General features: G+C 38.8%; 16 protein-coding genes and 1 pseudogene. 12 read left to right on the top strand and 5 right to left on the bottom strand.

Annotated elements, in window-relative coordinates; translation table 11 throughout:
- The first annotated feature begins 92 nt into the window (after nucleotides 1-92).
- Entirely contained in the window at nucleotides 93-218 is a 126-nt protein-coding gene (locus I8751_RS30150; protein ID WP_263973537.1) for a hypothetical protein, read from the top strand.
- A 195-nt stretch (nucleotides 219-413) separates the two neighbouring features.
- Complete coding sequence (gene mnmA / locus I8751_RS28465) at nucleotides 414-1,478, top strand: tRNA 2-thiouridine(34) synthase MnmA (protein ID WP_318780379.1); 1,065 nt, start codon at nucleotides 414-416, stop codon at nucleotides 1,476-1,478.
- 129 nt (nucleotides 1,479-1,607) lie between these two features.
- Here the strand turns inward: mnmA and I8751_RS28460 are convergent, their stop codons facing one another.
- Nucleotides 1,608-2,060 (bottom strand): nuclear transport factor 2 family protein, encoded by a 453-nt coding sequence (locus I8751_RS28460; protein ID WP_214442425.1) that lies wholly within the window; start codon nucleotides 2,058-2,060, stop codon nucleotides 1,608-1,610.
- A gap of 18 nt (nucleotides 2,061-2,078) precedes the next feature.
- The gene (locus I8751_RS28455; RefSeq protein WP_214442424.1) at nucleotides 2,079-2,291 is read right to left on the bottom strand and encodes a hypothetical protein; all 213 of its coding nucleotides are present in this window, start codon (nucleotides 2,289-2,291) and stop codon (nucleotides 2,079-2,081) included.
- Between the two features lie 106 nt (nucleotides 2,292-2,397).
- Here I8751_RS28455 and I8751_RS28450 point away from each other — a divergent pair, with 106 nt between their 5' ends.
- From I8751_RS28450 to I8751_RS28440, 3 genes are all read left to right on the top strand, one after another.
- Nucleotides 2,398-3,015 carry a TetR/AcrR family transcriptional regulator gene (locus tag I8751_RS28450; protein ID WP_214442423.1) on the top strand — a complete coding sequence of 206 codons (618 nt, stop codon included), beginning with the start codon at nucleotides 2,398-2,400 and terminating at the stop codon, nucleotides 3,013-3,015.
- Nucleotides 3,016-3,268: 253 nt separating this feature from the next.
- Entirely contained in the window at nucleotides 3,269-3,499 is a 231-nt protein-coding gene (locus tag I8751_RS28445; protein ID WP_214442422.1) for a hypothetical protein, read from the top strand.
- 110 nt (nucleotides 3,500-3,609) lie between these two features.
- Nucleotides 3,610-4,086, top strand: a complete 477-nt coding sequence (locus I8751_RS28440) for a TspO/MBR family protein (RefSeq protein WP_214442421.1) — start codon at nucleotides 3,610-3,612, stop codon at nucleotides 4,084-4,086.
- A gap of 76 nt (nucleotides 4,087-4,162) precedes the next feature.
- Here I8751_RS28440 and I8751_RS28435 read toward each other — a convergent pair whose 3' ends face one another.
- A complete protein-coding gene (locus I8751_RS28435; protein ID WP_214442420.1) occupies nucleotides 4,163-5,044 on the bottom strand; it encodes a 2OG-Fe(II) oxygenase in 882 nt (293 codons plus the stop codon).
- A gap of 356 nt (nucleotides 5,045-5,400) precedes the next feature.
- On the opposite strand from I8751_RS28435, the gene I8751_RS28430 reads away from it, so the two are divergent.
- Nucleotides 5,401-5,610 (top strand): CBS domain-containing protein, encoded by a 210-nt coding sequence (locus tag I8751_RS28430; protein ID WP_225894475.1) that lies wholly within the window; start codon nucleotides 5,401-5,403, stop codon nucleotides 5,608-5,610.
- Between the two features lie 11 nt (nucleotides 5,611-5,621).
- Here the strand turns inward: I8751_RS28430 and I8751_RS28425 are convergent, their stop codons facing one another.
- The gene (locus tag I8751_RS28425; protein ID WP_214442419.1) at nucleotides 5,622-6,008 is read right to left on the bottom strand and encodes a hypothetical protein; all 387 of its coding nucleotides are present in this window, start codon (nucleotides 6,006-6,008) and stop codon (nucleotides 5,622-5,624) included.
- Nucleotides 6,009-6,664: 656 nt separating this feature from the next.
- Between I8751_RS28425 and I8751_RS28420 the strand changes: the two genes are divergently transcribed.
- From I8751_RS28420 to psbA, 4 genes and pseudogenes are all read left to right on the top strand, one after another.
- Nucleotides 6,665-7,459, top strand: a complete 795-nt coding sequence (locus I8751_RS28420; RefSeq protein WP_214442418.1) for a superoxide dismutase — start codon at nucleotides 6,665-6,667, stop codon at nucleotides 7,457-7,459.
- Between the two features lie 94 nt (nucleotides 7,460-7,553).
- On the top strand, nucleotides 7,554-8,264 hold the full coding sequence (rpiA, locus tag I8751_RS28415; protein WP_214442417.1) for a ribose-5-phosphate isomerase RpiA: 711 nt from the start codon (nucleotides 7,554-7,556) through the stop codon (nucleotides 8,262-8,264).
- A 61-nt stretch (nucleotides 8,265-8,325) separates the two neighbouring features.
- Nucleotides 8,326-8,635, top strand: a pseudogene (locus I8751_RS28410) (Uma2 family endonuclease); the annotation flags it as partial.
- Between the two features lie 255 nt (nucleotides 8,636-8,890).
- Nucleotides 8,891-9,973: a photosystem II q(b) protein gene (psbA, locus tag I8751_RS28405; RefSeq protein ID WP_214442416.1), complete on the top strand. Its 1,083-nt coding sequence runs from the start codon at nucleotides 8,891-8,893 to the stop codon at nucleotides 9,971-9,973.
- Nucleotides 9,974-10,024: 51 nt separating this feature from the next.
- Here the strand turns inward: psbA and I8751_RS28400 are convergent, their stop codons facing one another.
- A complete protein-coding gene (locus I8751_RS28400; protein WP_214442415.1) occupies nucleotides 10,025-10,348 on the bottom strand; it encodes a hypothetical protein in 324 nt (107 codons plus the stop codon).
- Nucleotides 10,349-10,976: 628 nt separating this feature from the next.
- On the opposite strand from I8751_RS28400, the gene I8751_RS30145 reads away from it, so the two are divergent.
- Both I8751_RS30145 and I8751_RS28395 read left to right on the top strand, forming a co-directional pair.
- Nucleotides 10,977-11,105: a hypothetical protein gene (locus I8751_RS30145; RefSeq protein ID WP_263973536.1), complete on the top strand. Its 129-nt coding sequence runs from the start codon at nucleotides 10,977-10,979 to the stop codon at nucleotides 11,103-11,105.
- A gap of 571 nt (nucleotides 11,106-11,676) precedes the next feature.
- A complete protein-coding gene (locus I8751_RS28395) occupies nucleotides 11,677-12,372 on the top strand; it encodes an acyltransferase (RefSeq protein ID WP_214442414.1) in 696 nt (231 codons plus the stop codon).
- Nucleotides 12,373-12,676: the final 304 nt, after the last annotated feature.

Raw genomic sequence — 12,676 nt, 5'->3', positions numbered from 1 at the left:
TTAGAATTAACATGTTTATGTTGCAATAAATATAGCCGAAAAAAAACTCAGTAATGCATTAAAAATATCCAGGCTCGCGGAAGAGGCTGGTAATGTACTATACGAAAGTTGTGGTGAGCGATCGCTCGGCTAATTTAACTAAATCACCGATTTTATCTTGGATAGACTATAAACTGAAGCGCTTGATTAGCAAGGCTTTGCAGAGATACATGTTATAATTGAACAATCATCAGGCTCTTGTTTGGCGCTTGGATGAAAAGCCTCTACTCGCACCCTGGAGCAAGCACTTTCAAGAGCGTGAGTTATCATTGATTGCATAAAGCTCACGGGTAGAAAGTCACACAAAGTTAAGATTTTGCCATCAGATTGTATGGCATTTGTTTAAATACCTATCGGGAGTAGCCACAAGCTTAATAAAATTTAGAGATATGAAAAAAGTCGTCGTTGGTCTTTCTGGTGGCGTTGACAGTTCCACCGCTGCTGCTATTTTGCACCATCAGGGCTATGAAGTAATTGGTTTGACTCTTTGGCTGATGAAAGGCAAAGGTCAATGTTGCTCTGAAGGGATGATCGACGCGGCTTATATCTGTGAACAATTGAGCGTTCCCCATCAGATTGTAGATATGCGGGATGTCTTTCAAACCCATATTGTCGATTATCTAGTGACTGGTTATAGTGTTGGGATCACGCCTCTACCTTGCTCTCAGTGCAACAAAACAGTAAAGTTTGGGCCGATGGTGCAGTATGCCCGCGAACAATTGGGATGCGATCGCATTGCCACTGGTCATTATGCTCAAATTAATTATGACAAAGCAAGTGGGCGTTATCAGCTATTAAGGGCTGTTGATCGTAATAAAGACCAGTCTTATTTTCTTTACGATTTGTCTCAAGAATTACTAGCAGCAACTGTATTTCCTCTAGGCGAATTGCAAAAAGCCGATACCCGCCGGATCGCCGCTGAATACGGACTCAAAACTGCGGATAAGCCAGAAAGCCAAGATTTATGCCTAGTGGAAAGTAACGGTTCCATGCGCGCATTTTTGGATAAGTATCTCGCTCCTAAAAAAGGCGACATTGTAGATACTACAGGCAAAGTTTTGGGAGAACACGATGGTGTGCATCATTACACCATTGGACAGCGGAAAGGCTTGGGTATAGCAGCACCCGAACCGCTGTATGTGATTGAATTAGATGCGGTGAATAATAAAGTGATTGTAGGCGATCGCACTAAGGTAACTCAGCCAGAATGCACAGTCAATCGGGTAAATTGGGTTTCCATTGCTGAACCTTCTACCCCAATTCGTGCAGAAGTACAAATCCGTTATCGTTCTCACCCCGAACCCGTGACGGTGATTCCCTTAGAAAATTCCCGCGTCCGCTTGGTATTTGATGAACCCCAATTCAGCATCACCCCCGGACAAGCCGCTGTCTGGTACGACGGCGATAAAGTGTTGGGTGGAGGAATTATTGAATCTTAAAAGGAAATAGTTATGTAAGCCAAAAGGCTTCATGTAGAGACACGATTTATCGCGTCTAATAAGACCAGGGGTAGCTAAGTAGAGGGTTTAGGCAAAATTTTTGATGCTCCTACAAAATTGACTACCCTGTTAGTCTTCAATTGGAGGTGCAGAAGCTTCCGCTATGCCGTAAGCTGATAAACGCTTCAATAAAGCTTCAACTAACTGTGTATCCAGGTAAGCATGGATGTATACAGCTTTGCCCCACTGCATCTTGATTATGTGAACTCCCTCGTTGACATACTCTGAACCATCTGCGGGCATGGCGGTATCAACCCACTCCACAGCAATTGTTGTGTCCCAAGGAAACCCGCTAACAACAATGTTTTTAATCTCAAATTCTAATTTGGGTGACATAAGATAAAGACGCTTAAACCACTGCCGCATTGCCTCAACACTATGACGAGTTCCACCCAGGGCATGAGTGCCGCTAAAGGTATGAGTAATTGAAGGAGAAACACCTTGAAGAACTGATTCATAATCACCGTGGTTCAAACACTCAAAGGTTCTCTTGACAAACTGACGAACAAAATAGGTGTACATCCTTCTGGCTCCTTCCAACTACGCTTTCGTTTTGTGCTGAGATGAACTCAGAAGTTTTTTTATTTGATGTCCTTTCCACATCCACAATCCAGTCAGAGTCAAGACTGGAATAATCAATATCCGCATAGATAGGAGAAACTCAGCTTGATTCCGCCAAGGGGAATAAATAAAGGTTCCAATTGCCACAGAACTGATGAGATGAATCCACCGGAGGAGATTTCGTTCTTTCATAATTTTATATGTTTACATTGACAACATTAATTTAGCGTCTTATGTTTTCACTGTCAACATACTTGAGCTAAAATTTAGGCATCTTGTATATGCCTGATCAAAACTGATGTCAGAACGAGAACCTTATCATCATGGAGATTTGCGCCAAGCCCTTATTACCGCTACCTTAGAACTCATTTCTGAGAAGACTGTTGAAGGGGTTTCTCTGCGAGAGGTGGCGCGTCGAGTCGGTGTCTCCCATGCAGCTCCCTATCGTCACTTTGCAGATAAAGAGTCTCTGTTGGCAGCCGTAGCCAAAGATGGATTTCAAACGCTGCATCAAAAATTGGAAGTGGCAATTCAAAACTCATCTACTGATCCTGTGCAGCAAATACAGGATAGTGGAGTTGCCTATATAACATTCGCCCTTGAACATCCTTCGCACTATGATTTGATGTTTGGTGCTTATCGCTCATCCTCTGCTCAACAAAATCCTGAGTTGGAATATGCTGCAAGACAAGTCTTCATGGTTCTTGTTGGCGTGATTGCACGGGGACAGCAGGCAGGGGTGATTCGAGCAGATGACTCTGAAAAATTAGCCTTAACTGCTTGGGCATTAGTGCATGGTTGGGCAAAGCTGTGGATGGATGGTCAAATTCCCTTCTCTGCCACTCAATCCACTTATCATTTCGCTGTCTTCATCACCCAAATATTAGTTGAGGGACTAGCTAAAACCGAAACTTAGTTGCAGCGACCTGCAATCAAGTTATTTTCAAACTAGGATTAAAAGTTACCGCCTCGTAAAGCCTCCGGCATAGCTACGTTTAGGGTGGAGTCTCTCATAGAAAAGGAAGTTTATAAAAAAAATATTAAGTATATTTGCTTTTGCATCCTCAGGTAGAAGTAAGAAAATTTAGTTTTTGTAAAACTTAAAACTATCGGTTGATTTTTTATGCAATGTAATTTTAAAAAAATTTAAATCTCCTTCTATCTTACTTATGCAACGTAAGTTTTTAACGACAGCGGCAGAAAAAGAGAAAATATTTCACACACAATTAGTTAAGTACGGTGTGGAATATGAAAAAGCAGCGAAAGCAGCCAAAATCTTGGCATCTGGAAAACCAGATGAACAGCTCACAGATGAAGAAATACAACTTGTCACAGAAGTTTGTAGAGATTGGTCAGTACAGAATAAGCGTTACAAACGTTTAAGTTCTCTTGTTATGTGAGTTAGGGACGCAAATGTTATTCTCAACAAAAAGATAGTCCCCAGATAGGTGTGGCGATCGCAGTCCCGTCTTAAACTACAAGTGTATTCCCACCATTACAGGAACTTCTTGTGAAAGCTAGATGGATCATCACAGCAGTTTCAGCGGCACTATTTTTTGGCGGTAGTCTGTTGACATCATTGCGCGACCCTTGGTTTCAGAATTTGCAACGTCCTAACTGGCTAACTTTTGAGTTCCTAATCCCGTTTATTTGGACTTTTATCTGGCTTTGTCTGACAATTTCAGCAATTATCGTGTGGGAGAGACGTTCCAAACAACGATCTCATCCTTGGTACTTAATGGCTATCTATGCAGCTATCGCTCTGCTAACTTCACTTTACAGTCCCATTGTGGTAGAACTCCGCAGCCTCACAGGGGGATTGATTGCAGGCGGTTTAGCAACGCTACTTGTTTATATCCTGGCTTTTGTAGTTAAACCTATTTCCCAGAGAGCGTCTTGGCTTTTTCTTCCTTATGCTCTTTGGGGCCCTTTTGGTACTTATCTGACTTGGTTATTACTTCAACTCAATCCAGGCGTAGCCCAGTAGAAGCGGATTAAGAAATAATTGACGATATAGATTTGCTGTAGAGACGGCTATTTATCGCGTCTCTCTTTATTAAATTCTATCGACGTACCCAGCCGTTGATGGTAAAACGGCTATTGGCAAAAGCTTTAGAGGGGCAAATTACAGGTCGAACTTCGTGCATATATCGACTGAGGAAAAACACAATACTGTTATTTAATGGTTCTACTTTTTTATAAGACTCTGCATTTACATAAAAATTATTTTCAATTTTACTGTCATAAATTATTAATTCACCTCCAGAAAAAGCCTTTGGTTGTTTATTAAAATAATAAATGTATGTTAGTTCTCTGGTAGCCGTTTCTGGGCTGCCGTTATCATTATGAATTTTGTAATAATTTCCATCATTATGCGCTGTTAATTGACTTTCAATTTGAGATATCACAAATGATGGTAATCCTAACTTACTAATTACATCAGTAATTATTTCCTGAATGCGCTTGACAATCAGTTCAGCAAATTCGGGAAACGAGTAGAGAACCATTGATCGGCGATAATCCTGCTCTTTAGTAGAAGTGCTAGTTGCTATAAAATCTGACTCTTTTTTTAGAACATAGTTGATTAATTGCTCGTATTCTTTTGGCGATAAGAAGTTTTCTATTTGTATATAATTAGAATTTAAAATATCAATAGATGGTGGTTTTATTTCTTCTATTTGCTGCACCCAAATAGGAGGTTCTGTCACTAAGCCTACAAGGCGATCGCTTGAAAAGCACAAAGCAGAATAGCCTTCATTTATGGGAACCTGAAATAAACTGTGAGCAGCAGATTCTTGATTGTAGGCACGAGCCACAATTGTTGTTAGAAGACTATGCAGTACAGGTGCATCCGATTTTAAATAAACGGTGTATTGATAACCTCCTGCTAAAAGAAGTTGAACTTTGACATCCTTAGACTCAAACTGCTGTGAAGTTAATTGCATATACCTACTGCTTTATGATGTTGATAACAGAGAGAATTTTAAAAGTTATGCTGAAAGGCTAATACAGTACTTCTAAAATTAATTAAAATGTTATAGCACATCTTTGCTAATATTGTCATTGAGCAAATTCCACAGAAAATAAAAATTGTTTTCGATATTTACCATAGAACAAACGTATCATCTCAACAAAAAGATTGTATTCTCAATAAGATCAGATCGAAAATAATCGCATTAATCCCTACTTATTGACACAAATTTAGCGTAGGGGTAGCCCGTCTATACATAGCTTTGAGTGGTGGAAACTAAACCAAACGAGAAATGCTAATTTTGTAGTTGGTTCACATAGCGCTTTTCGTTTGGATGCAATCAATCTTAACGGAGTCACAGTTTATCCAGAAAAACAGATAACTCAGGCCTTACAAAAAATGCAAAATTCAGAAGTTCACCGGATGTTAGTGATTCAGAACAATTTACTCAGAGGTATTATTACTGCTAATGACGTGACTAAAGACTTGTTCACCGATTTACTTACCAGCAATTTCACATCAAATTTTATTTATCAGTAAAGAGTAGCAGGTTAAAAGAATTTTTTGGTAGAAACTTCGCCATTTTTGGGTGAGTATTCAGAGCAATCTTTAGCTTCTTCAGTCATAACAACATCAGGTTTTACTGCACATTTCAGATAATTATTATTTGAATAAAATTGACAATTTTTGCAGGGAACTTTATGTAAGCCCTTAACTTCAAAAACCATCTTATTATCTAAAGCTGCCCGAATTTTTCGTAAAACTAGAAAAAAAATCACCCAACTCGAAAGCAAGCCGACGGGGGCTAATGATACTAATATATCAGGGACATTTGAAGCCTCAATTTGTACCTCTTCTTGTTTGATTTCACTGCCAGTTATCTGCTGAATATTTCGATTTACTGTGAAATTTCTGACCGCTATTTGCTTAATAGACATATTATTTATCCTTGATTATGTATATTTACCACCTTGATTTTTGATAAAAAGGCAATTTTAATTATGGGACAACAACTATCAATTTCTACTTACTCGTTGCCATAAATTAAAGCATCAGAGACCGAAGATTATAAATACTTTATACTTCGGATAAACGAGGATTATTTTGTCCTTGACAGAATATTTTTGACTCAGTCGGACAGTTGCCATCAATAAAAAATTTAAGTCATGAAATATCTCAGTAGCTTGTTTCCAAGGGAGTACGAGTAGTGTTCCAATTATATATTTAACAGAATCAGATTTATCCTATCTCTGCCGATAGTTTTGCTTATTAACTGTGGTCGTATTCCCAAAGGAGTATATTAAAAAATAGATGATGAAGATGTATTTCTATGTTATTGTAGATTCCCATGTAAACCGAATTTTTACTTACCAAATAAATAATTTCAAGCTTTATAGTCAGATTTATTATTAAAGCGAAAAACAGAGTAAATAAATGATTATGCTATCAAATTATATAGATAATAGATAAATAGAACAACTATTGTCTTAGACATAATTTAAGTCAATTTATGGCTTGGGAAAATGTGGCTATTTTTACATAAAAAACTAGTATAAATTTTCATTTCTGAAAAACTAATGTACAGTAAATATTTATGAAAAGAACGTTCAAAAAAATAACTGCTTTTTTTTTGACAGCTGTATTGGGGATTGTACTCATTTCTTGTCAACCACTACCAATAGCTGGATCGCAATCTCCTACAGCAACTCCAGTTCCTGTTAGGTCGCGCCCTCCTGTAGTTTCTCCTCAGGGAGAATTGAGCGCTAACCCAGCAAAACTACCACCATTACCTTATGACTATGGTGTACTAGGAAAAGCAATTGATGCTGAAACAATGAGATTGCATCATGACGCGCACCATGCAAGCTATGTTAATAACCTTAATGACGTTTTAAAAAATTACCCAAATCTGCAAAAAAGAAGTATTGAAGCTTTATTGAGAGATTTAAACAGCGTACCAGCAGATATTCGCACAAAGGTGCGCGACAATGGTGGGGGACACCTCAACCATACGATGTTTTGGCAAATTATGAGTCCCAAAGGCGGTGGAGAACCAACAGGAGCGATCGCCAAAGAAATTAATCAAACATTTGGCAGTTTTGATGCTTTTAAAAAACAATTTAATGCCGCAGGTAGCGATCGCTTTGGTAGTGGTTGGGTGTGGTTAGTGCGTAACCCACAAGGTAAACTTCAAATTGTCACCACAGCAAATCAAGATAACCCGATTATAGATGGTGTATATCCCATCATGGGTAACGATGTTTGGGAACATGCATATTACCTGCGATATCGCAACCGTCGCAGCGAGTATTTGAATAATTGGTGGGATGTAGTGAACTGGCAAGAAATTAACAAGCGATCGCAACTCTCATTACAACAGCCTCGTTAACATCCCCAAACGACAGATCACAAGAAGTAAAGCGCAAAATGTACGTAACTTTAGGTTATGTTCATTTTAGAAGTTTTATGGAGCAGATTTGGGCATGACCGCAGCAGCAGACCCCGTAAAGTTGATGAAGCAAGAAGTTGGCAAAGCCGCCGCTGCCCTGGTAAAATCAGGTTCGATAGTCGGTTTGGGTACAGGCTCAACCACAGCTTATACAATTCAGTTTTTGGGCGATCGCCTCAAATCTGGTGAACTTAAAGATATCGTTGGCATCCCTACTTCTTTTCAATCAGAAGTTTTGGCAAAGCAGTACGGTGTCCCTCTTACCACCCTAGACGCTATTGACCACATTGATATTGCGATCGATGGCGCTGATGAAGTCGATCCCCAAAAAAATCTCATTAAAGGTGGCGGTGCAGCGCATACTCGCGAAAAAGTAGTCGATTACTTGGCAGAGCAATTTATCGTTGTAGTTGATAGTGGTAAGTTGGTTGATCGCTTGGGATCAAGTTTTGCCGTACCAGTGGAAGTGATCCCAATGGCTATGACCCCCGTGATTAATGCAATTAAAAAACTTGGTGGAAAACCAGAACTCCGCATGGGTGTAAAAAAAGCTGGGCCAGTAATCACCGATCAAGGCAACATGGTTTTAGATGTCACATTTGATTCTATAGACGACCCAATTAACCTGGAAAAAACATTAAATAACATTCCAGGTGTTTTAGAAAATGGCATCTTCGTCAACTGTGTAGATTTGGTTTTAATTGGCGAAGTTAAAGATGGTAAACCCTTGGTAAGGGAACTATAGAAAATATACATTTCCCTTAGTGCCTTTGTGGTTAAAAAATCATTGCTAACCACAAAGGCACATAGACAATAAACCACAGCCTGATGTTGTGCTGCTGATAGATAAAAAACACGTTTACCGCCGCAACTGGTTGCAAGAATATATTGTCTGGCAGGTTTGGGAAAATAAACTTGACTGGTTCTATTTAGAAAATGGTGAATATTTACCACTTGTGGCAGATGCAGATAGTGTGATCAAAAGCCAAGTTTTTCTTGGTTTGTGGTTATCTATAAAACTTGCTAATTACAGGGGACATGATGAAAGTTTTAGCAGTGCTGCAACAAGGGTTGAATTCCCCAGAACACATACAATTTGTTCAGCAGTTAGCTTAGCAAATCTTTAGAATAAATATATTGAAAAATTTCAATAGTTAATGTAAAACGTGAAGTGAAGAGCCGAGAAAAATTCCCCTTTTTTCATACAGTCTCCCTGGGGAAATTAATTAACAGTATTTTCGGTGTGGGGTCATTCTAAAGAGTCTCGGCATTTAGAGAGAAGGTATTTAGCAAAACTATTGCAAATAGCAAAATTCTTAAATCTGATGATTTGAGAAAGTTTGTTGTCAGTACATTATTAACAACATAGCCATGACCACAATTCTCAGAAGAAGCGAAAGCGGTAATCTGTGGGAACGGTTTTGTCAATGGATTACTAGCACCGATAATCGAATTTATATCGGTTGGTTTGGGGTTTTAATGATTCCCACTCTATTGACCGCTACCATCTGTTTCGTTATTGCCTTTATTGCTGCTCCTCCCGTCGATATTGACGGCATTCGGGAGCCAGTTTCTGGTTCTCTATTATACGGCAACAACATCATCACTGGTGCTGTTGTACCTACATCCAATGCTATTGGTTTGCACTTTTACCCAATTTGGGAAGCTGCATCAATGGATGAATGGCTCTACAACGGCGGCCCTTATCAGCTCATTATCTTACATTTCTTGATCGGTATTTTCTGCTGGTTGGGTCGGCAATGGGAGTTAAGCTACCGTCTGGGGATGCGTCCTTGGATTTGTGTTGCTTATTCTGCTCCTGTAGCTGCTGCAACCTCTGTTTTTTTAATTTATCCAATTGGTCAAGGTAGCTTTTCTGATGGAATGCCTCTAGGCATTAGCGGCACGTTTAACTTTATGTTCGTGTTCCAAGCCGAGCATAATATCCTCATGCACCCATTTCACCAACTGGGTGTAGCTGCGGTATTCGGTGGTTCGCTATTCTGCGCCATGCACGGTTCTTTGGTGTCTTCTTCTTTAGTAAGAGAGACAACCGAAATTGAATCTGTGAATTATGGATACAAGTTTGGTCAAGAACAAGAAACTTATAGCATCGTCGCTGCTCACGGTTACTTTGGACGTTTAATCTGGCAATACGCTAGCTTTAACAATTCGCGTTCTTTGCACTTTTTCTTGGCTGCTTGGCCAGTAGTTGGTATCTGGTTAACAGCTTTGGGTATAAGTACGATGGCATTCAACCTCAACGGGTTCAACTTCAACCAATCAGTACTTGATTCTCAAGGACGTGTAATTAACACATGGGCAGATGTGTTAAATCGCGCCAACCTGGGCATCGAAGTCATGCACGAGCGCAATGCTCACAACTTTCCCTTAGACTTGGCTGCTGGTGAGGCAATACCTGTGGCTCTACAAACACCTGCAATTCATGTTTAGTCCTAATTTAAGCGCTCTCTAGTCAGAGGGCGCTTTTTTCAAAGACAATATTTATGCACCCAAAGAAGGCTGGTCTTGAGCTTTTGTTGGCATAGTCAAAGCCATTGCTGCTGCAAAAGCCATCTCTGCTGCCATTTGATAAGCCTGTTTGATATTAGATGCAGTATCTTTACTGCGGGAAGAACGAAAAGTTTTGCGAGTACGGGATTCTTCCTTGACATCACCAGCCATAACAGCCCGCTGCAAAATAATAAAGGCATCTAGGTCTTCTGAGTCATAGCTTGTTTGCAATAGCACTTGCATCTGGTTTTGGTCTGCCACACTCAAATAGCCAGTAGTCAAAGCTTGTTGGACAATTTCTTTAATTAAAATCATAATTTTAACCAAGTGTGTGAGTTAACAATGATGCCTTTGTGTATTAGTTTGTTGTTGATCTAGATTTTGTCCACAATTTATAATAAGTAACTGCCATAACACATCACCCATTTGGATCACCTGATCGGGTGATTGACAAATTTTGGAGTATGGGTAATAAAGAAAAACTTTTAATTTTGGTTATTTGAGAACTTAAGTTGTAAAAAGTATCGCAGATATCATTTTCATCTTAGCGCAGTTGTGTAGAAAATAATTCGTTTAATATTTCAACTAACTTGAATAACTTCCGGACGTATGAACCTATAGCATGATCTAAATTATCAGTTGTGCTTATCCTTGATTTATTAGGCGATCGCCTGATTTGATATATATATCAATGGACATAAATTTTGCCATTTTTAAATTTGGCAATGTATATTTTTTAGCACCTACATAAAAATATTTGACAATGATGATTGCACAAGTAATAATGTTGGTTTAATAGCAAATTTTATATATAAATAAACTTACTTCTTCAGAGTGATCCGCTAAAAATAAAATGTGTTATTCTTATAAACAACTATTATTAAAAGCCATTCATGTAGTTGTTATCGTGATATGGTTGGCATGTAAATCATCGGTGTGCAACATGATTAGAGCAGCATACTCTAGAAATTCGTTGCAAGAAAATCGTCATCGCAGTCGGGGAAGTGCTTACTTGTTTGCACCGATGGTGAATTTTAATGTAATGGCTGAAGTTGGTGATACTCCACCCTAATAGAGTTGTATTTAGGTAAAATACCACAAGCAATTCAACAATAATTACATTTTGATGGATAAAAAAAATATCCTCAAAATTTGATATTTGCCATAAAGAATGTAGGAATGTAGAAATAATTTGTGAATTTGGGTTTTTGAATAAGAAAAAACTAAAATTTCTTGGCAAGAAATAGCTTGAAGTGAAGCTCAACAACTGTATTGGCAGTGTATCCAGCTATTCATATCATCTTGTCTGTAACACCCAATTTGACAATTTTTATATTCCGAGGATAGACGCTGTAATTAACTGAGTATTGGCTTGGAAAATCATCCTATAAAAGATCAGTATCTTTATTTTGATATTGAAATAATGGGATATTTTGATTAACTCAGACAATTGATATACAGGAAATTAAGTAATTGTTGTGTATCTCAATTACGAAAATTGAATGCAGCTTCTTGCCTTTTTTTGCAAACTAAATTCTGAATTTGATCAATGTACGGGATAAGCACTACTGCCAGAAGATAGGATACATCCCCAACAAACCTTCAATACTGTCAACAACAATTTATTTGAGATATATTCAGCCATGAATAACAAACAATACTCCTCAACATGGCAGCGCCTCCAAGAACTATTAGTAGTTACTTTATTAGGAGATATTCCTACCATCGCTCTAGGCCCAAAGTTGCGAAATTTGGTGTATCGCATAATTTTTGCTCAGATGAGCAGCCCAGTTTATATTCAAAATGGTGTTGAATTTATGGGCACTGACTGTATTGAAATGGGCAAAGGAGTATACCTTTTTAAAGGTGTGCGTATTGATGCTAAAGGACACCCAAATAATCGAGTTCATCTAGGCAATGGAGTTGCCATTGAGCGTAACGTCGATATTGGGTGTATGGAAGACACTTACATACAAATTAGTGAAGAAGCTTTTATTGGGCCTGATGTCTGTATTGCTGGGCCTGGAAACATTAAAATTGGTAAACGCTGCATGATAGCAGCCCATTCTGGAATATATGCCAATCACCATAATTTTACAGATCCACTAAAGCCAATCAAATATCAAGGTGTTACTCGCAAGGGCATTGTAATTGAAGATGACTGTTGGTTAGGGCATGGAGTGACAGTATTAGATGGTGTGACTATCGGACAAGGCAGTGTTATTGGCGCAGGAGCAGTTGTCAATAAAGATATTCCTCCCTTCTCTATTGCTGTAGGTGCGCCTGTGCGAATAGTCAAAAGCCGGATTGCCAAGGATTTAGTCACATCTGCTGACTAAAAAACATTAACAAGTGGCTGCGACTGGAAACTTTTGCTGTTAGTGACACGTCACCAAATTAAATAGCTAAAAATTACTTTCTGAGGTGCATCTATTAAGATTCAGACAAACCAAAGCAGCCCAACTTGCTTAAAGCGCAGCACTGTCTTAACAAATACAGGACTAGCGTCTTTGCAGCAGAAGGGTTATTCTGTGATTACCCTGTAGCAAGAAGGTTCTCCACTTCCCATCAGAGTCATCTGAAAAAGGGACGAGATTTGGGTAATATAAAGGAGCTATCTTTTTCTGCATCGCAGATACCGAG

It is taken from the genome of Atlanticothrix silvestris CENA357 (assembly GCF_016056295.1).
GTDB lineage: Bacteria > Cyanobacteriota > Cyanobacteriia > Cyanobacteriales > Nostocaceae > Atlanticothrix > Atlanticothrix silvestris.
This window is presented reverse-complemented; position numbering and strand designations above follow the sequence as displayed.